Origin of the sequence: Enterococcus sp. DIV1304_2, from assembly GCF_050555445.1 — a bacterium.
GTDB classification, from domain to species: Bacteria; Bacillota; Bacilli; order Lactobacillales; family Enterococcaceae; genus Enterococcus_B; species Enterococcus_B pernyi.
This window is the reverse complement of record NZ_CP187851.1, coordinates 1,405,245-1,429,123: the sequence shown is the minus strand read 5'-3', so window position 1 is coordinate 1,429,123 and position 23,879 is coordinate 1,405,245. Positions and strand designations below refer to the sequence as shown.

23 protein-coding genes and 1 pseudogene are annotated in these 23,879 nt (G+C 36.8%); 12 read left to right on the top strand and 12 right to left on the bottom strand.

Features of this window, described 5'->3' with window-relative positions:
• Window positions 1–39 precede the first annotated feature (39 nt).
• The 8 genes from IGJ14_RS06670 (at window position 40) to IGJ14_RS06635 (ending at window position 7,377) form a co-directional block, all read left to right on the top strand.
• Window positions 40–2,286, top strand: coding sequence for an alpha-galactosidase (locus IGJ14_RS06670; RefSeq protein WP_019724026.1), 2,247 nt, complete (start codon window positions 40–42; stop codon window positions 2,284–2,286).
• The gene (locus IGJ14_RS06665; RefSeq protein ID WP_195339270.1) at window positions 2,283–4,331 is read left to right on the top strand and encodes a beta-galactosidase; all 2,049 of its coding nucleotides are present in this window, start codon (window positions 2,283–2,285) and stop codon (window positions 4,329–4,331) included. The genes IGJ14_RS06670 and IGJ14_RS06665 overlap by 4 nt, the downstream gene beginning before the upstream one ends.
• Window positions 4,332–4,414: 83 nt before the next feature.
• The gene (locus IGJ14_RS06660; protein ID WP_010735475.1) at window positions 4,415–4,708 is read left to right on the top strand and encodes a hypothetical protein; all 294 of its coding nucleotides are present in this window, start codon (window positions 4,415–4,417) and stop codon (window positions 4,706–4,708) included.
• Between the two features lie 162 nt (window positions 4,709–4,870).
• Window positions 4,871–5,062 carry a hypothetical protein gene (locus IGJ14_RS06655; RefSeq protein WP_019724541.1) on the top strand — a complete coding sequence of 64 codons (192 nt, stop codon included), beginning with the start codon at window positions 4,871–4,873 and terminating at the stop codon, window positions 5,060–5,062.
• A 35-nt stretch (window positions 5,063–5,097) separates the two neighbouring features.
• On the top strand, window positions 5,098–5,442 hold the full coding sequence (locus IGJ14_RS06650) for a hypothetical protein (protein WP_019724540.1): 345 nt from the start codon (window positions 5,098–5,100) through the stop codon (window positions 5,440–5,442).
• Complete coding sequence (locus IGJ14_RS06645; protein WP_195339269.1) at window positions 5,439–5,963, top strand: hypothetical protein; 525 nt, start codon at window positions 5,439–5,441, stop codon at window positions 5,961–5,963. Before IGJ14_RS06650 ends, IGJ14_RS06645 begins: the two co-directional genes overlap by 4 nt.
• Window positions 5,964–6,077: 114 nt before the next feature.
• Entirely contained in the window at window positions 6,078–7,022 is a 945-nt protein-coding gene (locus tag IGJ14_RS06640) for an L-lactate dehydrogenase (RefSeq protein WP_019724600.1), read from the top strand.
• 115 nt (window positions 7,023–7,137) lie between these two features.
• Window positions 7,138–7,377: a hypothetical protein gene (locus IGJ14_RS06635; RefSeq protein WP_010735480.1), complete on the top strand. Its 240-nt coding sequence runs from the start codon at window positions 7,138–7,140 to the stop codon at window positions 7,375–7,377.
• Window positions 7,378–7,452: 75 nt separating this feature from the next.
• On the opposite strand, the gene IGJ14_RS06630 is transcribed toward IGJ14_RS06635, so the two are convergent.
• Window positions 7,453–7,626: a hypothetical protein gene (locus IGJ14_RS06630; RefSeq protein ID WP_010735481.1), complete on the bottom strand. Its 174-nt coding sequence runs from the start codon at window positions 7,624–7,626 to the stop codon at window positions 7,453–7,455.
• Window positions 7,627–8,371: 745 nt separating this feature from the next.
• Window positions 8,372–10,911: pseudogene (locus tag IGJ14_RS06625) on the bottom strand (cation-translocating P-type ATPase).
• 261 nt (window positions 10,912–11,172) lie between these two features.
• Between IGJ14_RS06625 and IGJ14_RS06620 the strand changes: the two are divergent.
• Window positions 11,173–11,661 carry a GNAT family N-acetyltransferase gene (locus IGJ14_RS06620; protein ID WP_019723858.1) on the top strand — a complete coding sequence of 163 codons (489 nt, stop codon included), beginning with the start codon at window positions 11,173–11,175 and terminating at the stop codon, window positions 11,659–11,661.
• Window positions 11,662–11,698: 37 nt separating this feature from the next.
• Here IGJ14_RS06620 and IGJ14_RS06615 read toward each other — a convergent pair whose 3' ends face one another.
• Together IGJ14_RS06615 and IGJ14_RS06610 are read right to left on the bottom strand one after the other, a co-directional pair.
• Complete coding sequence (locus tag IGJ14_RS06615; RefSeq protein WP_010735484.1) at window positions 11,699–12,013, bottom strand: hypothetical protein; 315 nt, start codon at window positions 12,011–12,013, stop codon at window positions 11,699–11,701.
• Window positions 12,014–12,089: 76 nt separating this feature from the next.
• Window positions 12,090–14,261: a DNA topoisomerase 3 gene (locus tag IGJ14_RS06610; RefSeq protein WP_430608427.1), complete on the bottom strand. Its 2,172-nt coding sequence runs from the start codon at window positions 14,259–14,261 to the stop codon at window positions 12,090–12,092.
• A gap of 418 nt (window positions 14,262–14,679) precedes the next feature.
• On the opposite strand from IGJ14_RS06610, the gene IGJ14_RS06605 reads away from it, so the two are divergent.
• Window positions 14,680–16,560 (top strand): RNase A-like domain-containing protein, encoded by a 1,881-nt coding sequence (locus tag IGJ14_RS06605; RefSeq protein WP_195339267.1) that lies wholly within the window; start codon window positions 14,680–14,682, stop codon window positions 16,558–16,560.
• Between the two features lie 70 nt (window positions 16,561–16,630).
• Here the strand turns inward: IGJ14_RS06605 and IGJ14_RS06600 are convergent, their stop codons facing one another.
• Both IGJ14_RS06600 and IGJ14_RS06595 read right to left on the bottom strand, forming a co-directional pair.
• Window positions 16,631–17,212 (bottom strand): hypothetical protein, encoded by a 582-nt coding sequence (locus IGJ14_RS06600; protein WP_019722813.1) that lies wholly within the window; start codon window positions 17,210–17,212, stop codon window positions 16,631–16,633.
• 14 nt (window positions 17,213–17,226) lie between these two features.
• Window positions 17,227–17,793 (bottom strand): hypothetical protein, encoded by a 567-nt coding sequence (locus IGJ14_RS06595; RefSeq protein WP_019722814.1) that lies wholly within the window; start codon window positions 17,791–17,793, stop codon window positions 17,227–17,229.
• 393 nt (window positions 17,794–18,186) lie between these two features.
• Here IGJ14_RS06595 and IGJ14_RS06590 point away from each other — a divergent pair, with 393 nt between their 5' ends.
• Window positions 18,187–18,804 carry a hypothetical protein gene (locus IGJ14_RS06590; protein ID WP_019722815.1) on the top strand — a complete coding sequence of 206 codons (618 nt, stop codon included), beginning with the start codon at window positions 18,187–18,189 and terminating at the stop codon, window positions 18,802–18,804.
• Between the two features lie 17 nt (window positions 18,805–18,821).
• Window positions 18,822–19,439, top strand: a complete 618-nt coding sequence (locus IGJ14_RS06585; protein WP_019722816.1) for a hypothetical protein — start codon at window positions 18,822–18,824, stop codon at window positions 19,437–19,439.
• Here IGJ14_RS06585 and IGJ14_RS06580 read toward each other — a convergent pair.
• The 6 genes from IGJ14_RS06580 to IGJ14_RS06555 all read right to left on the bottom strand — a co-directional run bounded on the left by IGJ14_RS06580 (window position 19,417) and on the right by IGJ14_RS06555 (window position 23,374).
• Window positions 19,417–19,890 (bottom strand): hypothetical protein, encoded by a 474-nt coding sequence (locus IGJ14_RS06580; protein WP_430608425.1) that lies wholly within the window; start codon window positions 19,888–19,890, stop codon window positions 19,417–19,419. The genes IGJ14_RS06585 and IGJ14_RS06580 overlap by 23 nt on opposite strands.
• A gap of 54 nt (window positions 19,891–19,944) precedes the next feature.
• Window positions 19,945–20,523, bottom strand: a complete 579-nt coding sequence (locus tag IGJ14_RS06575) for a hypothetical protein (RefSeq protein WP_019722818.1) — start codon at window positions 20,521–20,523, stop codon at window positions 19,945–19,947.
• A gap of 20 nt (window positions 20,524–20,543) precedes the next feature.
• Complete coding sequence (locus IGJ14_RS06570) at window positions 20,544–21,101, bottom strand: hypothetical protein (protein ID WP_019722819.1); 558 nt, start codon at window positions 21,099–21,101, stop codon at window positions 20,544–20,546.
• A gap of 342 nt (window positions 21,102–21,443) precedes the next feature.
• Window positions 21,444–22,064, bottom strand: coding sequence for a hypothetical protein (locus tag IGJ14_RS06565; RefSeq protein WP_019722820.1), 621 nt, complete (start codon window positions 22,062–22,064; stop codon window positions 21,444–21,446).
• Between the two features lie 38 nt (window positions 22,065–22,102).
• Window positions 22,103–22,684 carry a hypothetical protein gene (locus IGJ14_RS06560; protein WP_019722821.1) on the bottom strand — a complete coding sequence of 194 codons (582 nt, stop codon included), beginning with the start codon at window positions 22,682–22,684 and terminating at the stop codon, window positions 22,103–22,105.
• A 66-nt stretch (window positions 22,685–22,750) separates the two neighbouring features.
• The gene (locus IGJ14_RS06555; protein ID WP_019722822.1) at window positions 22,751–23,374 is read right to left on the bottom strand and encodes a hypothetical protein; all 624 of its coding nucleotides are present in this window, start codon (window positions 23,372–23,374) and stop codon (window positions 22,751–22,753) included.
• Window positions 23,375–23,879: the final 505 nt, after the last annotated feature.

Sequence of the window (23,879 nt, the reverse complement as noted above, 5' to 3'; positions counted from 1 at the left end):
TCTGTTTTACTAACTAAAAATTAAGAGGTGTTGCCTTCCATGATTGAACAATTAAATAACCGCATATTTCACATGAATAATTCGCAAGTTAGCTTTATTCTCCATGTCATGCAAAATGGACAGATCGAGCAAATCTATTACGGTAAACCTTTACATGGCTTATCTGTCGAAGAAATCGACTACTTGGTCACAGATCAAAATAAATCTGCTGGAACAGTCAAGTTTTTTGAAGATGACCCTAACTTTACGTTGACTGATCATCCACAAGCATATCCTGTGTATGGTTCTTCTGATTTTAAAGAAGGCGCGATCGAACTTTCAAGTAACCAAGCGCCTTACTACACAGATTTCCGCTTTGTCGAAGCCACGACTAAAAAAGGCAAGAAAAGAACCTTAAACTGTCCGGCTACCTATGGGAATGAGGAAGAAACTGAAACACTCTCATTGCGATTAATGGATCAGGAACGTCAGTTAGAACTAATACTTCATTACACCTTATTTTACGATTCCGCTGCCATTGTACAAAGTCAGACGCTGATCAATCAATCTGAGGCAGATTTACAGATCCATCGCATGCTTTCAGGCGTCTTGAACCTTCCTACCAAAGCATATGATTTCACTCATTTTTCAGGTGCTTGGTTAAAAGAACGGCATGAAAAGAAACGACCGCTTGAACAAGGAGTCGTAGCGATTGGCTCACTAAAAGGTGCAAGTAGCCATCAGCATAATCCCTTTATCCGGCTAGAACATCAAAACTCAACGCTCGATCAAGGAGAGGTCTATGGAATGAATCTCGTTTATTCCGGTAATTTTCTCGCTCAAGCAGAAGTGGATGAATGGGATAAAACGCGAGTGATGATCGGTATCCATCCGACACAATTTACTTGGACATTAGCGCCTAAGGAAAGCTTTACGACACCAGAAGCAGTCTTGATGTATAGCGCTGCAGGTACGAATGGTCTTGCCAAACAATTGACACATTTTATCGAAAACTACCTGATTGATCATCAATGGCAAGACACGCCACGACCAATCGTCTTCAACAACTGGGAAGCAACGTATTTCGATTTTACTGAAGAAAAACTCTTATCCCTTGCGACCATTGGAAAAGAATTAGGGATGGAATGTTTTGTCTTAGATGATGGCTGGTTCGGCAAACGAAACAATGATCGTTCCTCATTAGGTGACTGGACGCCTGATAAGCAAAAATTCCCACACGGTTTGGCTTCCTTTGCAACAAAGCTCAAAAACATGGGTCTTCAATTCGGCATGTGGTTCGAGCCTGAAATGATCTCTCCTGATAGTCAGTTATTGGAAAAACATCCAGATTGGGTGGTGAAACATCCCTATTCACGTATCTCGGTGGGACGTGGGCAATATGTGCTTGATTTTGCGAATCCGGCGGTTGTTGAAGGAATCTATGAGCAAATGGCAAAGATCATCGAAGAAACGAATTTAACTTATATCAAATGGGATATGAACCGCAATATCACTGAAGCCTATTCCGCTTATTTAGAAAAACAAGGGATGCATCAACAGGAGTTTTTCCATCGCTATGTCCAAGGCGTCTACACGCTTTACGGTAAATTATTGACCAGCTATCCTGATCTCTTAATTGAAGGTTGTGCTGGCGGGGGAGGGAGATATGATTTAGGTATCCTATTTTATAGTCCGCAAATCTGGCCTAGTGATACCAGTGATGGGTTGGAACGCTTAAGTATTCTTAGCGGAACAATGGCAGGATACCCCCTTTCTAGCTTTAGTAATCACGTCTCTGCTTCTCCGAATCATCAAGTATTACGTGAGACTTCTTTATCATTCCGCCAAGATGTAGCCATGTTTGGACCTTTAGGCTATGAATTAGACCTATTGACTTTGACAGAAGCAGAAAAACAACAGATCAGTAGCCGAATCATTTTTTACAAAGCCCATCGTCAGTTGCTGACTCACGGTGAATTTCTCCAGATCATGCCAAATCATCCGTATGATAATGAAATTTGTTGGGGTGTGTTTAGTCACGATCGGTCAGAAGCAATCATTGGTTTTTATCAAAAATTAGGACGTGCAAATCCAGCTGCACAGGCATATTTACCACTTCCAGAATGCCTGAATAAGGATAGTTATTATCAAATCAATGAAAAAGAAACGATTAGCGGTCATTTCCTGATGAATGTCGGTCTGAAAAAACCACGTTTGTTCAATGGAGCGAATCATACCACTTACCAACTTGCAGGAGACTGTCAATCGTTCATCTATCATCTGGTAGAAAAGAGGGAAATGAAGTGAAGACTTATAATGACACACGTTTACTCCATGGTGGGGATTATAATCCGGAACAATGGTTGAATCACCCTGAAGTGTTGAAAAAAGATTTTGAGTTGATGGACAAAGCACATGTCAATACTGTAACTGTCGGGATCTTTTCATGGAGTTCATTAGAACCAGAAGAAGGGGTTTATCACTTTGACTGGTTGGATAAAGTGTTTGAAGAGATGCACAAACGTCAAGGTCGTGTGATCTTGGCCACACCAAGTGGCGGACGACCGCAATGGCTGAGTGAAAAATATCCAGAGGTGAATCGAACGAATGCAAAAGGACAAAAGCATCATCATGGTTTTCGCCATAACCATTGCTACACATCCCCAATTTATCGGGAGAAAGTCCAACAAATCAATCGGCGTTTAGCTGAACGATATGGTGACCATCCGGCATTATTGCTGTGGCATATCAGTAATGAATACTCAGGAGAATGCTACTGTCCACTTTGTGCAGCCAAATGGCGTGAGTGGGTCAAAGCGAAATATCAAACCTTAGAAGCGGTGAATGACGCTTGGTGGATGACATTTTGGAGTAATGATTATTCCAGTTGGTCACAAGTTGTACCACCTTCGCCTCTTGGAGAACATAAAGTACATGGCATGGATCTAGACTGGAAACGATTTGTGACAGATCGGACGATCGATTTCTTTTTACATGAAATCGAACCGATCAGAGAACTCACACCAGCAATCCCAGTAACGACCAATTTTATGGCAGAAGGCCATGATCAGCATGACTTTATTCCCCTGGAAGGTCTTGATTATTCCCGATTTGCTGAAGTTGTAGATATCGTCAGTTGGGATAGCTACCCCGACTGGCATAACCCGTACGAATCCTTACATGTGACCGCCATGAAATCAGCTTACGTCCACGATCAATATCGTTCATTGAAGAAACAACCGTTTCTCGTGATGGAATCGACACCTAGTTACGTGAATTGGCACGCATTCAACAAGGCGAAGAAGCCAGGGATGCACCTGCTCAGTGGGATGCAACAACTGGCACATGGGTCAGATAGCACACTCTATTTTCAATGGCGGCAATCACTAGGAAATTCCGAAAAATTCCACGGGGCGGTGGTCGAACATGACAATTCAGAAAACAATCGAGTCTTCCAAGAAGTAGCGGCTTACGGAAAACGATTAGACACTTTGTCTTCGATCAAAGGTACACAAACAGAGGCAAAAGTCGCTATTTTATTTGACTGGGAAAGCAATTGGGCATTAAAAAGAGGCGGTGGTTTTGGTCGTCCAACTCGTCGTTATATCCAAACACTACAAGAACATTACCGATTCTTTTGGGAAAGAGATATCGCTGTTGATATTTTGACGCCAAATCAAGACTTCACTAATTATGCTTTAGTCGTTGCACCAATGCTCTATTTGATGCGGGAAGAAACAATGGTTGCACTCTCAGAGTATGTCAAAAATGGTGGTACGTTGATTGGCAGCTATTTTACCGGAATGGTCAATGAACACGATCGGTTACATCTTGGAGAATGGCCACAAGTATTGCAAACACTTTTTGGTGTCTTGCCAAAAGAGCTTGATACGCTTTATCCTGGTGAATACAATCAAATCCTTTACAAGGAACAAACGTATCAAACAAAAGACTACTGTGGTATCGTCAAAGAAACGACAGGGAAGGTGAGGGCTACTTACCAAAAGGACTTTTATACTGGTACGCCAGCTTTAGTTGAAAATCGCTTAGGGAAGGGGACTGCTTATTACTTAGCGGCCCGTACCGATCTGGATTTTTTAGAAGTATTTTACCAACCAATCATCGAATCATTACAATTGCAACAAGGAATCGTTAAGGCATCACATCCAAAAGTATCGATTCAATCGCGAACAGATGGGAAACAGAGCTATTACTTTCTAATGAATTTTTCTGAAGAGATGCAACAACTTGAGTTACTTGATCCTCACTTGGCTATCGAAACAAATCAAACGCTTACTGGTATACTAACGTTTGCACCTTACGAAGTGAAAATTCTAAGGAAAGAAAATTAATATGAATGAACACGCCTTTATGTTTTGACAGTTATTTTATTCTTGTTGTAGGATAGAGACAGAGCAACAAGGAGGACGAGAACATGACAAATTATGATGGAGAAAAAGAAAAACGCTTAAGAGGGTCAATGGCGCCTAAAACAGATGATGAAGTTGCGTTAGCCGGAACTAATTCAGGTGAAACAACAAATAAAGAAGAGGCGTTAGCTGGGACCAACTCCGGTGAAGAAAAAGAAGTCGCGATGTCTGGTTCAAATGCTGTGGAAGAAGAGTCTGAGCATCCAACAAAGAAACATCATTTGAAGGACGAACTAGAAGAAGTGGTAGAAGAAGCGAAAGAAAAATTTGACGCTTTTAAAACGAAACACAAAGAATAAGTAATCAAAAAAAGAACTTGTATCCACATGAGCCATGTTGAAGGCTGACGGATACAAGTTCTTTTCTATTTTTTCAAAATAAGTCAAAAAGAGTTTTTTTCGGACCAGCCTTTCATTATAAACTATGATTGCTTATTGTATGTCTAAAGGAGGTGAAACATAGTGGTTGGTCAAACAGACATCATTCAATTATTGACAAAATATTTTATCAATAACACATCTATGATCATCGGTATCACAAGTTTTGTTATTGTTTTGTGTGTTTTTATTTCTGTAAAAATGGTTGCACAACCTAAAATGGAGAAACCATCTAAACAAGCACTCGCCAAAAGTCGGTATAAAAAGAGTAAGTAATCACTGGAACAAAGAGGAGTAGGGGGAAAAAGAAAATGGGCATGTTCTGGGTTTTAACATTTATTGCGCAACAGCAGGAAAATTTTCCATCAGCTAGTCAAGCAGGTAAGCTTGCTGCTTTTCTTATGTCGTTTATTATTCAGTTTGGTTTTTCTGGCTTTTTTACGGTTTACTTACTTGTCGTAATTATTTGGCAAATATTCAAATATATAAAAAGAGTGACTCGTAAAGATCGCAGACACTTTAAAAAAGAAGTTGCGGCTTCTTATAAAGTCCAAGAAGAAAGAGTGAAGAGCAATATAGAAAAAGAAAAGGCCCGAGCAAGTAGACAAAGAGATGTCTTTGAGCCATGGCACCAGAATGAGGAGCAAGAAGATTGAAAGATTTTATACTGTATCAGTTTCATCGATTATTCAATACAAATACATATCGGGAAATGCTATTCGAACGAATCAACGAAGCCATCTATTCGACTTATCATGCTGCAAACTATCCTAAATATACTGGTGAAAATGAAATGGAGCGGTTAACTAACAAGCTCAAGCGCAGTGAAAGAAGAAAAAACTGGATTCCTAAACTTGGCGATCCACTCTATAAAAAACCTTCTTCAAGAATTTATGTCGAAGATCTACAACTAAAAATTTCTCCTACTCGTTTGGAAGGAGATCCTAATTTTAGCTATCTCTCACGACAATCCAGTACCAATTCTTTACCTGATGAACATCAAGCGGATCAATCAACAAAACCTGAACCTATGTCTTTACGATCTAAAGTTACAAACCTTTCACCGCAAATGACTGCTTTAGTAAAAACAAATGATCCATCAATGAAAGGCTTGCCCACTTGTCGTAAAGAAATACCAAGAGTGAGAAGAACACAATCCGACTATGGACGTTATTGATTTTCTATAAAAAATTATTATAGTATATATAATTTCTATATTATTGAAAAATGATAGCAACCGATTTATAATTTTCATGAAAATAACAAAGAACGGATGAAAGGTGTGTTAGACATGAAAAAAACAAGTCGTAAAGTTGTAATCGTAGGTACAGGATTTGTCGGTACAAGTATTGCTTATGCGATGATCAATCAAGGTGTTGCCAATGAACTTGTCTTAATCGATGTCAACCAAGAAAAAGCAGAAGGAGAAGCTTTGGACTTACTAGATGGAATGGCATGGGGCGAAAAAAACGTTTCCGTATGGTCTGGCACGTATGAAGAATGTAAAGATGCAAATCTAGTGATCTTAACTGCTGGCGTGAACCAAAAACCTGGTCAAACTCGCTTAGATCTAGTGAAAACAAATGCAGCAATCACTCGTCAAATCGTTAAAGAAGTCATGGCTTCAGGTTTTGATGGTATCTTCGTGGTTGCTTCAAACCCAGTCGATATTTTAACTTACTTAACATGGCAAGAATCCGGCTTACCAGCTTCAAGAGTGGTAGGAACAGGAACAACTTTAGATACAACTCGTTTCAGAAAAGAAATTGCTTTGAAACTTGCAGTTGATCCACGTAGCGTACATGGTTATATCTTAGGTGAGCATGGGGATTCAGAAGTAGCTGCTTGGTCACATACTACAGTCGGTGGTAAACCAATCATGGAATACGTTGAGAAAGATCATCGTTTAGAAGAAAATGATTTAACAGTACTTGCTGATAAAGTAAAAAATGCAGCTTATGAAATCATTGACCGTAAAAAAGCAACTTATTACGGTATTGGTATGAGTACGACTCGAATCGTCAAAGCCATTCTAAATAATGAACAAGCTGTACTACCAGTTTCAGCTTACTTAAATGGTGAGTATGGTGAAGAAGATATCTTTACTGGTGTGCCATCGATCGTTGATGAAAATGGGGTAAGAGAAATCATTGATCTATCGATCACACCTCAAGAAAAAGCAATGTTCCATCAATCAGTCAGTGAATTAAAAGCCGTACTTGATACTGTACGCTAACATCAGCAATGAAATGAACAAAAAACGGGAACAATCGGGATAGCAAAAAAATTATTTCCGATTGTTCCCGTTTTTTTTGATGATAGAAGAGTATATAGAAAAGAAAGGAGCATTTATGGGTATAGCTATTATTAATGAAAAAATAATGCCTTTAGTTGGTATTGCGTTTCTATTATGGATCGTGATTCTCAGTTTATTACTTATCTCTTTACTATGGAAGAATAAGAAAGCAAAGTACAGCTGGGATAAAAAAGGAGCCAAGGTTGTTCCGTTAGTTTTTGCTGTTGTTTTACATATTCTATTTGGAGTATTTATCGGGATTATTTTTTATCATATTTCTGTGATCCGTTTTTAGTGAATTATAAGAACATTTGAACGGAGAAGAGGGCATTCGTAGATAGAGAAAAAAGAGGCTATAGGGCTTAGACTCTTACAATTTGTTGAATTTATCAACGATTTTCTTCTTCTCCATTGCGATTTTTTCTAAGTCTAAAATCGCTTTCTTTGCACGCATCAACTCGATCATTTCAATCATATCTTGTTCATTGGCTTCATTTAATATGTACTGTTTGATTTTTTCTTTCTCTAGTTTGACAATTTTCATTTTTTATCACCTCAGTTATTATTCTATAGATAACATATCACATTAAACTTGGCCTAAGAGAACCAAAAAAGTGATTTTCGAGGAAAATAAGGAACTTAAATAGCTAAGTTATTTAAAGTAATAATAATAGAAAAAGATCGTTAAATTGATCGTTAAGATACGATTCATGAATAAACATATAGAATTAGTAAAACATACTATTAGAATGGCTGATATAGATTAGTTGATGATAAATACATAAATTGACGAAGTCATAAAAAATTCTTGAGACCAACTTAAATCTGATGCAAGAATGTCAATCTGATATTTTGTAGATTGTAGGAATATAGATTTAAAATTTAAGTTTTCTGTAAACAGATGGTTGGTAACTAATAAGAGAAAATAAACAAATCAAGTGCAAAATAATTTTAAAATTTTGCAAAAGAGTCAAAAATCGTTTTCGTGGTAAAATTCGGATTAATTCTGGTTGATAACGGTTCATACTTCATTTGAATCTACTTTGTATAATATATATTATGTAAACTAGAATAAATGAAAAATGATTACCTTCATAATTCCTTGTTCTAACCTCTCTCACTAATCGTAAATTCCCATAATTCTCTAGTTTTTTTGTTATCTGTATTTATTTTGATCATTTGCGCTTTTTTAAGTCATTTTAAGAAAAGTTCGTCCGTAGCTTCGGGAAAAATAAACGACAGACGAACATAATTAAACTTAACTAAGAGAAAATCCTTCAGGTAATTCTTTAAAACAGATGTGTCCATTTTTTCACTTCGATATAGGCTACTGGAATAAAAGATAAACCAAGAACCCATAGCCAGTTGGAAAGTCCAATCGTAACAAATCCAAAGATATGTTGTGTCAGAGGGATTGTCACTAATAAGACAATGATCAATGCACCAATTGCTGTAGTTAAGACTAACAGTGGATTGCCCAAAAATTTCAATCGTAAAATAGATACTTCACTGCGACAATTATACATATGGCTGATCGTGGATAACCCTAAGACAATAAATGTCATTGTTTCAGCAATCGCTACTGATTGTGTACGACCAATAACTATAGCCAATAATGTGACGACGGTAAACACGACAGAGATTTCAAGGATCTTAAAGGTCAATCCTCGTGAAAAAATGCTACCGTATTTATGGATCGGTTGTTTTTCCATATTTTTTTCCTCTGCAGGTTCGACACTTAAACTAAAACCAGGGATGCCATCTGCGACTACTTTGATGATCAACAATTGGATCGCTGTGACTGGCGCCCCCCAACCTAAGATCAAAGAAATCAATACGATCGTTAAAGCTGAAATATTACAACCTAACATGGCATATAGAGATTTACGGATATTTTGATACACTCTTCGCCCCTCTTCTACCGCTTGGACGATCGTTGCAAAATGATCGTCTACTAAAACCATATCAGAAGCTTCCTTCGCCACTTCCGTTCCACTCCCCATAGCAATGCCGACGTCCGCTGCTTTTAATGCCGGAGCGTCGTTCACTCCGTCCCCTGTCATGGCGACAATTTCGTCATTTTGTTGAAAAGCTTTAACGATTCGTATCTTGTCCTCAGGTGACGTTCGAGCAAACACTCGATACCTATCGATAGTTTCGGCTAACTGTTTGTCACTCATTCTTTTCAGTTCCGCCCCTGTCATTGCCTGGTCTCCTTCTCCCATTATCCCTACTTCTTTAGCAATACGTGAAGCTGTTAATAAATGATCGCCAGTGATCATAACGGTTTTGATTCCTGCTTTTTTGCTATTTCCACTGCTTTTGCTGCTTCTTTCCTCGCTGGATCGATAATGCCGATAAAGCCGACAAATGTCAGCTCCTCCTCTAGTTCTTCCTCTGATAATTCTTCGATTGATTGTTGAAATACCTTGTAGGCTACCCCTAATACACGGTACGCTTGATCAGCAAGTTGAACATGTTCCGCTTGGTAATCTTCGTTTAGATTCACCAAGTGTAGTCGATCGAATGCTCCTTTTGTGACTGAAAAATATTCTTGACCCATACGATAGACGACAGTCATACGTTTTCTTTTTGAATCAAAGGGCAATTCTTTGATTTTTTTCAAATCAGAAAGAGATTCCTGTAATTCTTTCTCCGAAAATCGATCTTTTACAGCTTTTTGAATCGCTAATTCCGTTGGATTGCCCCCTCCTTCTTTCTCAGAAAAACCACTCGCAAGATAAAACAGTAAAAGTAGATTTTTTTCCTTGTCTTTAGTGAAGTCTATAAGAGTAGGTAATTCTGTTAGAGGAACGATTTTTTTCAAGGTCATTTTATTTTCAGTAATCGTACCCGTTTTATCTGAACAAATCACAGAGACACCGCCTACTGTTTCAACCGTTGAAGGTGTTCGGACAATGGTTTTCTTAATTGCCATATTCCCCATTCCCACAGCTAAAGAGATGGTTACGACAACCGGTAATACTTCTGGTATTGCTGCAACTGCCATTGAAATTGCAGTCATGATACTTGATTCTAGGCTCAAACCTTTTACTAAACCAATTACAATTGCTAAGAAACCAGCAGTGATTGCGACTATCCCTAGTACTTTACCCAGTCTTTGCATTTTGACTTGCAGTGGTGCGACATGCGTTCCTTCATTCTTGATCAAATGAGAGATTTTTCCGATTTCTGTAGCATTGCCAGTTTTTTCAACTAAGACTGTCGCTTTACCTGTCACAACCAATGAACCTGAAAATACTAGGTCTTTACGATCACTCAATGCTTCATTATCAGTAGGTTGATAAGAAGCGTCTTTTTCACTCGGTTCACTTTCTCCAGTCAAAAACGATTCGTCAACAAAGAAATTAGTACTTGTAATTACTTTCGCGTCAGCAGGGACACGATCACCCAATTTAAGTTGTACAATATCACCAGGAACGATCTCAGAGCTGTTGATTTCTTTGATGGAACCTTCTCTCAAGACACGGCTAGATGGCGTACTCATTTTTTTCAGTTGATCCATTGATTTTTCCGCACTTTTTTGTTGCCGTATTGACAAATAAAGATTTAATAGGACAATCGAAAAGATAACGATTGGTTCTGTAAAATCATCCGGATGCGTTTGATAAGCAATAAACGTAGACAGTCCTGTGGCAACAAGTAAAATCAAAATCGTGATATCTTTCATTGCTTCTTTGAGATAAACAATAAAAGATTTAGTTGACTGAGTGTCAATCGAGTTTACACCGTAGTATTCTAATCGATCGTTTGCTTCTTGTTCTGTTAATCCTTTTTGTCTATCTGTCTGTAAGTTTTCTATTTTCATTCTGCCTATTCCCTCCCAAAACAAAAAGGAGCCAGGCAAACGAACCATTAAAGCCTACGGTTCGTTTGTCTGACTCCTACAAGATCGTTCCGGCGAACGCTCTTAAGTCATAAATTTTTTATGAAGTTATTATTTCACAGTTCAAGCAATGGGTCAAGGGAGATGTTGATAAAAGAATGTTCCTCTGAGTACAAAGTAAATTGACCCTTCCGTTCATTTGTATTACGATAAATAAACACGATAGAAAAGGAGCCTTGTCCGATGCTGATCCGAGAAATCAAACCACAAGATGATCCAATCATCAAAGAAATTATTCAAACTTCCCTAGAAACACTCGATTTAGCGATTGAAGGAACTGCCTATTTCGACCCACAAATAGACCATTTAACAGACTACTACCATGCTCTACCCTGTGCTGCTTATTGGGTGGTGGAATTAGAAAATAAAGTAGTTGGCGGAATCGGAATCGCACCTTTCGACGAGCAAAAGCAGATATGTGAATTACAAAAATTGTACTTAGCCCCAGAAGCAAAAGGTTTAGGAATTGCCAACCAATTGATGGAAACAGCATTGTCTTATGCCACTCAACATTACCGTCAATGCTATTTAGAAACGATGCATTTATTAAAGCCTGCTTGTAAACTGTATGAAAAGTTCGGCTTTCACTTGATAGCTGATCCACTAGCAGGTTCTGAACACTCGACGATGGACGCTTGGTATATTAAAGATTTAAAAAAAGACGGCGAATAAGGAAATTTTTCTCTTATCGTCGTCTTTTTTTATCTATTTATATGAACTGTTGAATAAATTGCGTAATCACCGGTAAGAAATAAACAACACCCGCCGCAGCTAATACGAAAAGCAACTGTTTCCGTTGTTTCTTTCTTTTCAGTAGACTACTCGTTGTATGCAACAAGTATGTGCCACTCTTGGCTGCTGCGGTCAAAGTTGTCAAAATGACCGTCGGTGAGTAGCCAGTCGGATGTTTTGTAATAGCTAATAATTTGGTTCCGTATTCTGGATATGCGATGACCGCCTGATATAGAGCAACCAACGTTAACAACCCCATCGCATAATTCAAAAGCGAATTGATTTTTTTCACGTACAAGTACTCCTCTAACAATGATTACTTTAGTATTTTTTGGTTTAGGTATTTTAACTTTTCGGAATAAATATACCTACTCTTGTTTTTCCATCCAAGGAAATGAAAAGCCGATCGTTAAATCTTCTTTCAAAAAAAGGACAGCATCAAACTTTCCTTTTTTCCCAGTGAATCCTTTGACCACTTTACTAGTCTTACCTTTTGATAGCAACTCTCTAAGATTTGTTTTGGTCAATTTCTTCTGAGCAATCGTAGGCCATAATTTAAAATCACATTCCTTGTTCGTACATGTCGCGATTTTTGGATACAACATCACAATGCCTTTTTTACATTTGGGACAACGCCCGACTTGGTCATTCTTCTTCTCCATTGCTTCGATTTGCATCAATCCGCTTTGCTCTTCCGACAAGTCGACTGTTTTTACTTGTTCTGGGACGACTTCTAATAAATGCAGAATAAATTTTTTGATATTTTCTAAAAAGACTTCCGGCGTTCCTTGCCGTTCACCGATTTTTTTCAAATAACTTTCCCACCGCGCCGTCATCTCAGCGCTTGTCAGTAAAGATTCTCCTGCTACTGCTTTACACAAAGTGATACCTTTGGCAGTCACTTGAATATCATTTTTATTGACTTCGATATAGTGCCTTTGTTTCAAGTTTTCAATAATGCTCGCGCGGGTAGCTTCCGTTCCGATCCCTTCCACTTCTTTCAGAATCTCTTGCGCTTCTTCATCGTCTAAGGTCTTTCCTGCGGTTTTCATCGCAGTGATCAGCGTTCCCTCATTGTAGGGCTTAGGTGGTTGAGTCTCTTTCTCAAGGCTTCTCAGATCAACAGCCACTACCTCTTGTTCACTAACTTTAGGCAAAAGCTGACCATCTGATTTTTTCTTGCTTTTTACGGTCAAGATTTGTTGCCAGCCTTCTGCGATCGGACGTTTCCCTACACTCTTCAAACGTAATTGTTCCACTCCTGTAAGGATCACGGTTTCTTCATAGCGATAATTTTCTGCAAACATTGCTAAAGTCGTACGCATCACCTGCAAATAGATCGCTTGCTCTAGCCGGGAAAGCTTCGCAAAACGTTCCTTCGTCGGTATCGTTTTTGTCGGAATGATCGCATGATGCTCTTGGACTTTTTTTGCATCCACATATCGTTTTTTAGGAAATGTTTCAGGTGTCGCTACCTCTGTGATCCCTAAAAACGCTTTATAGCGATCAAGATTTTGGACAAGATACTGGTGTTCGCTTTCTGTGATGTAAAAAGAATCTGTTCGAGGATAACTCAAAAACTTACTTTCGTACAAGCCTTGGACTGCATCAAGTGTGGCTTTCACACTGACTTTCATCAGTTGATTCATTTTCGATTGTAAACTTGACAAAGAAAACAAACGTGGACTACTTTGTTGTTTTTCTTTTTTCGTTACTTGTAAGATCGTTCCTTGTTGTTTTCCTAAATGCACACCTTTTGCCTCTATCGCAGCAACTAATTCGTTCGCAGTCTTAAAGGTTTGTTTCGGCTCGATTTTACCGACAAACTGTCCATGTTGACTTTTGATCTGCGCTTCTCCTTCGAAATAAGGTTCTTTTTTAAACTTTCTAATTTCTTCTTGTAACTGGTAGATCATATAAAGCGTTGGTGTTTGCACACGCCCTAAGGAGAAGCTCCCTGAGATTCCTTTTTGTTGCAGCAGCAAACTATACAGTGGACTGCCATTCATCCCGATCAGCCAATCTGCATGTTGACGAGCTTGGGCTTCTTTATATTTCGGATAAAATTGTTCCGCAGGTTTCAGTTGTTTGAACCCTTGATATATCGCTTCTTTTTCTAATGAATTGATCCATAAGCGAAAGTACTGTTTTTGCTTCGTAAATGCGTTAGCTTGCTGAATGATCGACCAAGCAATCGCTTCACCTTCACGGTCACTATCTGTTGCGATAATGATCGTATCAGCTGCTTGTAATTGTCGTTTAACGATCGCAAATTGGGCCCGCTTCTCTGGAGGGACCGTATATTTGAACTGATCTGGAAATATCGGCAAGTTGGGCAATGACCACTTAGCCCAGCGTTCTTCATACTCTCCAGGAGGAACCATTTCCACTAAATGACCAAACCCGTAAGTGATCGTTACTTCACCTGTGAATAGTGGATCGCTGACTTCAAAATAACCTTCCTGCTTTTTCCTTTTTTTGAACGTTTCCGCATACGCTTTTGCTTGAGAAGGCTTTTCAGCAAGTATCACTGTTTTCATGTTTTCCCTCCTCTTCTTGATAAAATAAGAATTCTTTAACAGTTTACCAAATGGCTTTCAAAAAGAATAGCGAAAAAATTGAAGATGTTTTTGTTGAATGGAAAAAAGCGTTACAAAAAAATAACTATAATCACCTAAAGAAGAACATTTATCTTTTTATTATTATCATGCTGTTATTTTTAAATAAGGGTATAAACATTGATAAAAGAACAGCAAGGCTTAACATATAATTAGTATTTGCAAAGAAAATAACTATATAAAAAAATGAGTTTTTTTATAATTATAATTTTAAATAAACTTGAATTTTGTTGTTATATTTTGGAAAATATAATTAAGCAACCTACGACACAAATAAGGAGGTTTTTGGTAGTTGAACTGTTGGTAGTCACTCAAGTCATTTGATAAAAAGGAGTAAAAAATGAAAAAATTTTATCGCCTATTACTTGTTGGTCTGTTGCTCGCACCTTTTGCCACTTTGCCACTTGATGTCCACGCCCAAGAAGCGATCGCTGGCGAAATCACCCAACCTGACGAAACCATCGTTCCGATCGATACCACCTCAGCGATTCCTTCGTCCGCAGAACCACAAAATGCAGCAGTTGCCTTAAACGTTTTTAATGGAATCAGCATGTCTGCTTATGCATCTGGTTTATCAGGTAGTACACTTAGCGCTGGCTTACTGTCGACCGCAGCCTCCGCTGTTCTTGCCCCCGCTCTGCTAGGGATTGGTCTAGGGGTCGGTTTTTATCAACTCGGTGCCTCTTTAGGCGTCGCAACAGCTGATTTAGCGAAAACAAACAGTGGCTTATTTGAATCGATCGGTAGCAGTGCCTCCACTCAAAATGAACTGAACGCTTTTGCAATGTCTGGAATCGATTCGACAACAAATACCTACAATTTCTCCGCAGCCTTACAAAACCGCTACGCACAAGATGTAACAAGCAATGCGTTGATGCGTGAGTACTTGACTGGCGAGAGCGACCACGGAATCTTTACTTTCAGCGTCAGTGACCGTGTTGAACTTTATCGTCGCTACATCAACTACACCATCCCTTGGACACTACGGGAACAAGCAGCGGTGGTCGGACGTAACACGTCACTAGCCGATTCTCTCTCCCAGAATGAGTTTTTCGTTTTAGAAAGCATCCAGTATGGCGAATCCGTTCGAGGAGCAGATGATGCTATCTTGAACATCACCGGTTCTTCTTACTACGGCTATGATTTCCCAGAACCTTTCAACTATCAAGTCAAGCTGGACACGAGCATCTCTACGCTCTTAACAGAGATCACAACAAAAGAACAATTGCTCGACTACGTCCAAGCAACCACACCATTTGAATTCGGGGTCGTCAATGAACCTTCTAAAGCCTTAGCTATTAAAACTGCCCAAGAAATGGCTGTCGCATATGATGAACGAACCAGCCAAATCAGCCAAAGTTTAAGCGAAGCCTTAGCTCCAAACAACAATGGATTAGACTTTGACCCTTCTGGAATGATCGCGACACTATACGGTGCGGCAGTCGTATTGGATCGTGCTGGAAACTTCATCTATGCTCAAACCCAGGAAGCAGTTCCATCGCATTTAGTTGGAGCGATTGAGTTTTCTTATAGTGATGAGGCAGTACCAAATGATGATTCAATCACTATTGATAGAAAACGTGGGGTGTTGGATGAAGAGACTGGAGATATAGTTGAGGATGGCACAGAAAATATTTTAGTTAAAAGAGCTATGGGCACAACGTGGAGTTTAGCGGCCTCATTAATAATTGCAAATCTTATAGAATCCTTAACAGAAGATGATGAGGAGGAAGATGATTATTGGTATACTCCGTTAGATTTATATTATGACGAATATTTTGCCTTAGGTGGTAGTAAGGGTCATACTATGGGTAGGCACATCGCAAAAGATAAATCATATCTAATGGATCGTATCATTGAGGATGGTCTAGAATCGGCGAGTACTTACCATGATATTTCAGGAGCAATAATAACAATTAACTATGGACTCTCCACAGCCAGAGCTCAAGGATATATTCCAGGAAAAAAAGATCGTTCAAAATATAAAGATCTCGGCAAAATAAATGACATTCCCAATCATAATATGATAACTTATACATCTATAGATAATTTATCGCCAAATTTAGGCTGGGGGTTTCAAGAAATAGATAATATAGGAATCATTGAGCATAATCAAATTGACGAAGGGTATGTAAGTTTCCAAAAGAAAAGTAAATTTATAAAAAATAATAGGAACTTTTATGTTAAGACATCTCATCCCTATATAGAATCTCTTAAATAATTAATGTAGAAAAAGCACCAATTAAATTGGACTATTTACAAATTTAATTGGTGCTTTTTTAATATTAAAATCAATCTGTCATAGAAGATCCTATGACAGTCAGTTTATTCGATGCAGTATCGTAAATCGTCCAAAGAAAGGCATCCATCCATTCTCTCCCAGGAGAAAAGTAATTCGACCAATTGTTATTCCAAGCATAAATGATCAACGCACTTTTCTTAGGGAATAATAATTTATTCAAGGAAATAAAATCTTCTTCGTTCCCACTATATGAATATGGTGGGAAAAGAAATGTTTGTGCATACCAATTTAAATAGCTTCCAGAAGCTGTTTTTTCAACAGAAAAGAAAACATCTGTCTTCATCTGTTTTCCATACATTAACTCTGGATTTACGGCATAACTCAACTTAATTGGGCTACATCGTATGGGTAAGTGATCAAAATAATGTAAATCTGTATATAGAAGACCTGGAATATTTCTTTTTTCATTCATTACTTTGATAAATTCAAGAGCGGCTTTGCGATGACTGGAGTATCCACGATAACCTGTTTCTTCAAAAAATACATAATCGAGTAAAAGTCCATTGATTGGAAATTTTTTTAAATAGAGTTTTTTTTTAAAATGATACGTATCTTCTTTTAATAACTTCATTCTGTCCTCCTCATTCAACTCAATGTTGATGCCCCACATACCGTAAATCTTTTTCTTGTTGGATCATAAATCGTCCAAAGGTACGCTCCTTTTCCGGAATGTTTTCCATAAGCGAAATAATCTGACCACGTGTTGATCCATTGATAAATGACTAATGTTTCCTTCTCGGAAAACAAGTAATTGTTCAGTTCAATGAAATCTTTCTTACTTCCTCTATAAAAAAAAGGAATTTTAAAAAAAGCGTAGGCATAATCTGAAATATAATGACCTTCTAAGTCGCTATGTGTAGAAAAAAAAGTATCGACTGGAATTCTTGTTGCTTCCATTAAATTGAGGTTTATGGAATAGGTTGCGAATATATTGACTGGAAATTCAAGTTTATTCGTATACTCAATTTGATCATGTCCTCTTCTTTGATTGAGGAACGTAACAAATGCCAAAGCTGCTTTTTTGTGACTTTCGTATCCTTGATTATTCTTTTCTTGGAAAAACGCATAGTTGATTGCTAAATCTTTCATCCAGATATTTTTTTCAACCATGGTCAGAACAAATCGATTTGTTTCCTTTTCTAAAAATTTCATTTTTCCCTCCTCTAGAAATGTTGTATGTACTCAATAAGTATAATTCCTATACTTTACAAAAAGACCTATTTATCTTTGGACCACCAAACGTATACTTAAATTTCATAATCATCCTCCGAACCTCTAAAAAATTAAACATAAAACCTAATATTTTTTTAATAGTTATTTTATATATATTCAAGTAGAATAACCATCTTTATAAGTTTATATTATCGCATGATAAAGAAATCGACAAGTTCCCCCGATTTATTTATCTTGTTTTTTTAAAGTCATATCTGCGAAACAAAAATTTATGTTTTTAAGAAATAAAAGTAAAAAACAAGCTCATGAAAACTGTAATATTGTTAATAAATTCAATCTGAATAATAAGTGGATTTTTTTGCGGAGGACAAAATGGAGTTATTGGAAAAAGAAACACTAGCATGCCGGGATAGGAGTGGAGAAAATATTCCAATTTATGTTAATTATGCCTTCTTTATTGAAAATAATGATCAAGGAATTCATAGTCACCAGCAAGCCGTATTAGGATATCTAGAATTTCTAAATCGCATCGTGCAATGTAACCGCTGGGCATCAGACCTCAGAGTGAAAACTGGGATACCGATCAGCAGAGAGAAATTCAACGAATATTTCTATTCAATAAAAGCTACCTCACTTATTTATATCAATCGAGATCCCGATTACTTAAGTTGGGAAACAGCCCCAATTTATGTCAATAAAAAAATGATGAAGGCAGAAGAAGTCAATCCCGATATTCTATTTAAAAATAGAGGAATCTATGAAAAAACTTTTTTCCATGAAACTCAAACAATCAAAGTGACTAAAGAGCAATTTTTAGCTCTCAATCAACAATTCTTTCCTGAAAGAGCCCAATTAAAAGTGTACGAGTGGGATACATCCTTTTCCAATCATTATAATCGTGCACGTGATTGTTTCGGTGCATATTTATGGAGTATTTATGATGAGAAAAAGCACCGTTTTACAGTTATCAGTATACTTTTGGAACCTTAGTAAAAGGAGACAAATAGATGGAACTATTAGAAAAAGAAACACTAGCATGTTGGGATTGGAGTGGTGAAAATATACCAATTTATGTTAATTATGCCTTCTTTATTGAAAATAATAATCAAGGAATTCACAGTCACCAACAAGCCATTCTAGGATATCTAGAATTTTCGAATCGAATTGTACAATGTAATCATTGGGCATTCGACCAAAGAGAAAAAACTGGGAAGCCTACAAGCATAGAACAATTTAACGAATATTTTTGTTCAATTAAAGCTAATCCGCTCATCTATATCAAGCGAGATCCTGATTACTTAGGTTGGGAAACATACCCAATTTATGTAAATAAAAAAATGATGAAGGCAGAAGAAATCAAACCCGATAGTCTATTTAAAAATAGAGGAGCCTATGAAAAAGCCTTTTTCCATGAAACTCAAACAACTACAGTGAGTAAAGAACATTTTTTAGTGCTTAATCAACGATTCTTTCCTGAAAGAGAGCATTTAAAAATCTACGAGTGGGATGCATCCTTCTCCAATCGCTTTAATCGTGCGCGTGATTGTTACGGTGCCTATTTATGGAGTATTTACGATGAAAAAAGAAAACGATTTACAGTAATCAGTGTATTTTTGAATCCTTAGTATTGTTCCATTGATAAATAATCAGTTTGGCTCTATTTCCAAAGATATGATTGTTCAATTGAATAAAATCTTTCTCCTCTCCTTTATAAGATGAAGATAATTTAAAGAAAGCAGTGGCATAATCGGAAGTATATTTCTTGTCCGAATCATAGGCTGTAGAAAAGAAAACATTTCCTTCGATTATAAGCCCTTGCATCAGTAGTTGATTGATGGAATAAGTTTTTCTCAGATTGACAGGGAAATTTACTCTATCCGTATACTCAATTTTTGTATGTCCTCTCTTTTGATTGATTGCTGTCACAAAGGCAAGTGCTGCTTCTTTGTGACTTTCTTCTCCTTTGTAATTTTCTTCATGGAAGAAGCCGTAAGTGAGTACGAGCTCTTTCATCCAGATATTTTTTTCAACCATAGTCAGTACAAATCGATCTGTTTCCTTTTCCAAAAATTTCATCTTTCCCTCCACTAGAAATGTTGTATGTACTCGATAGTATTTTTCACGTAGTATTCAGTACCTCATCGAAGCACCTATCACCGTAAATTTTTCAGTTTCCCTCTCATAGATCGTCCATAAATACGCACCATATTCCTCTCTACCTATTGAAAAATAATTTGACCAATCATTGTTCCATTGGTAGATTATTAGGTTGTCTTGCATAGGAAATAGATACTCATTGGCTTTTAAAAAAATCTCTTCTCGCTGAGGTTTATATATCTGTGAGAGTATGGAATAAGCATAGGAAGATTCATATTTACCATTCTCACATTTAGTAGAGAAAAAGGCAGGGGGCAATACTGATTTCGCATACATCAACTCTGGGTTCACTGCATAGGGATAAGCCAATGCCTTAATAAAAATAGGTAAATCATCAAAACAATGTAATTCTGTTGAATGAACACATGAGTACCCTAGACTTTTTTCGTTCATCACCTTTATAAATTCAATCGCTGCTTGTTGATGACTCTCCACATTTCGATAATTCTTCTCTTTAAAGTAGACAAAGTCTAAATTTAAACGTCTTGTAAATAATGCTTTCTCCTCTAATTTTTGGCTCAATACTTCTGTTTCCTGTAGTAAAAACTCCATATTATATTTTTCTCCTAATCTCATAAAATGCTTGCATTGATCACCGTAAACTTATTTCTTTTAGGATCATAGATCGTCCATATAAAAGCCCCTCTATGCTGTCTGCCATAATGAAAATAATCTGACCAAGTATTATTCCACTCATAAATAATCAGTTGTTCCTTATCTGGAAAAAGAATATCGTTCATTTGAATAAAATGTTCTACTTTCCCGAGATAGTTTGAAGACATCTGGAAGAATGCATAAGCATAATTTGAAAGAAACGGTCTTTTAGGTTCCCGATAAATTGAGAAAAAAACCTCGTGACTTAAACGTCGAGCGGTCATGCGCGTAGGATTTATTGTATATTCTTGTATTCGGTTATCTAAATGTTCCTGCTTATTCCAAGTAATCATAGGATATCTTTTTTTCTGGTTCGCAAACTTAACAAGCTGAATTGCTGCTTGTTGATGACTGCTATCTTCCTCGTAATCTTTCTCATGAAAGAATAGAAAAAGAATCGGGATATTTTTCATTGGGATATTATTCTCCATCATAGTCAAAGGGAATCGATACGTCTCTTCATCTAATAATTTCAAATTGATCTTTCCTTTCTTTTATGTGATGATTTCTTTTCTATTATGTAGTCAATAAAGCACCAATCACTGAAAATTGAGTCAAAATCCGATGAATGAAATTTCTCTGCATATATTTCATAATAATCAGTTTTCGGTTTCCCTATGTTTTTATTACCCAATTATTTACTTTTACTAAATGATTCAATTGTTTAACCTACTTATAGGTTTGTTATCCTCTTACCCCTGTTCTGCTAAAAAAAACTCGATGATCGTAAAGATTTGGGTTCTAGGATCATAAACACTCCAAAGATAGGCGCCCCAGCCCACACGCGCATAATTGAAATAATTTTTAAGTTCTAAAATTTATTCATATCCTAAATAAATATCAATGACTGTAAATCTCTTTGTATTCGTATCGTAAATACTCCATAAATAGGCACCGATGCATGCTCTAGGATAGTTGAAGTAATTGGTAAACTCTGAATTCCATGAATAGATGATTAATTTGTCTTTTAAAGGAAAGAAACGTTCATTTACCAGATTAAAGTCTGTCTTAGATAACTTTGTACCATAAAATTCATCAAAAAAAGCTTCCTCATATACCCCGCCATCCATAAACAATTCCTTCGCAGTTAGTTCAATGCCTTCCATCATCTCTTCATTGACTTCAATGGGGTAGCCATCTATGTTTAACGTAGTAGGATCAATTGCTGTGTATATAATTGAATCAGAATTTAGTTCACGAAATTTCGCTACATACATTTCACGGGTAACAGATTTTCCAGCTTCTTTGCGTTTTTTTGATGACCAAAGATTTGTTCTTATTATGCGACTTGTATAATTTAAGTAAGCCAAAATTGCCTCTTTATGGGTGACCTTTCCTTGGTAATCACTTTCCTTAAAGAACGTATAACCAACATAATGCGGAAAAAGTATATCCCTTTTTTCTTCTAATGCTAATGTTTCTTTTACCAATAATTCCATATCTTTTCCTCCTCGAAGTTTAAAAGTCTTAATTAAACTCAATCTGTCATAGAAGACCCTATGACCGTCAACTTATTCGATGCAGTATCGTAAATCGTCCAAAGAAAGGCATCCATCCATTCTCTCCCAGCAGAAAAGTAATTCGACCAATTGTTATTCCAAGCATAAATGATTAACGCATTTTTCTTAGGAAATAGTTCATTATTTAAGGAAATAAAATCTTCTTCATTCCCGCTGTATGAATAAGGTGGATAAAGAAATGTCTGGGCATACCAATTTAGATAGGTTCCAGAAGCGAATTTTTCAACAGAAAAGAAAACATCTGCCTTTATCCGTTTTCCATACATTAACTCTGGATTTACGGCATAACTCAATCTAATTGGGCTACATACTACGGGTAAGTGATCAAAATAATGCAAATCTGTATATAAAAGACCTGTAATATTTCTTTTTTCATTCATTACTTTGATAAATTCAAGGGCGGCTTTACGATGACTGGAGTATCCACGGTAACCTGTTTCTTCAAAAAATACATAATCGAGTAAAAGTCCATTGATTGGAAATTTTCTTAAATAGAGTTTTTGTTTAAATTGATACGTATCTTCTTTTAATAACTTCATTCTGTCCTCCTCATTCACATGATTAATGATTCAATTGTTTAACCTAAATATAGGTTTGTTATCATTTTACCCCTGTTCCGCTAAATAAATTTCGATGATCGTAAAGATTTGGGTTCTAGGATCATAAACACTCCAAAGATAGGCGCCCCAGCCCACACGCGCATAATTGAAATAATTTGTAAACTCTGAATTCCATGAATAGATGATCAATTTATCTTTTAAAGGAAAGAAATGTTCATTTACCAGATTAAATTCTTTCTTAGATAACTTTGTACCATGAAATTCATTAAAAAAAGCTTCCTCATATACCCCACCATCCATAAACAATTCTTCCGCAGTCAGTTCTGTGCCTTCCATCATCTCTTCGTTGACTTCAATGGGGTAGCCATCTAAGTTTAACGTAGTAGGATCAATTGCTGTGTATATAATTGAATCAGAATTTAGTTCACGAAATTTCGCTACATACATTTCACGGGTAACAGTTTTTCCAGTTTCTTTGCGTTTTTTTGATGACCAAAGATTTGTTTTTGCTAAACGACTTAAATAATTTAGATAGGCTAAGATTGCCTCTTTATGGGTGATTTTTCCTTGGTAATCACTTTCCTGAAAGAACGTATAACCAACGTAATACGGAAAAAGTATATCCCTTTTTTCCTCTAATGCTAATGTTTCTTTTACCAATAATTCCATGGCTTTTTTCTCCTCTAAATAATGTTGTATGTACTCAATAAGTATAATTCCTATACTTTACAAAAAGACCTATTTATCTTTGGATCACCAAACGTATACTTAAATTTCATAATCATCCTTCGAACCTCTAAAAAATTAAACAGAACACCCAATTACCTTTTATTGTTATTTTATATGTATTTAAGCAGAATAACTATCTTTTTAATATTATATTATCGCATGATAAAGAAATCGACAAGTTTCTCCGATTGATTTATCTTGTTTTTTAAAGTCGTATCTGCGAAACAAAAATTTATGTTTTTAAGAAATAAAAGTAAAAAAATAAGCTCATAAAAAATGTAAAATTGTTAAGAAATTCAATCCGAATAATAAGTGGATTTTTGCGAGGAGGATAAAATGGAGCTATTGGAAAAAGAAACACTATATAGCAATTAAGACATCCACACAAAAAAAGCTTTTCCAGAAGTTATCACCTCCAGAAAAGCCTTTTTAACAAAACATCAAC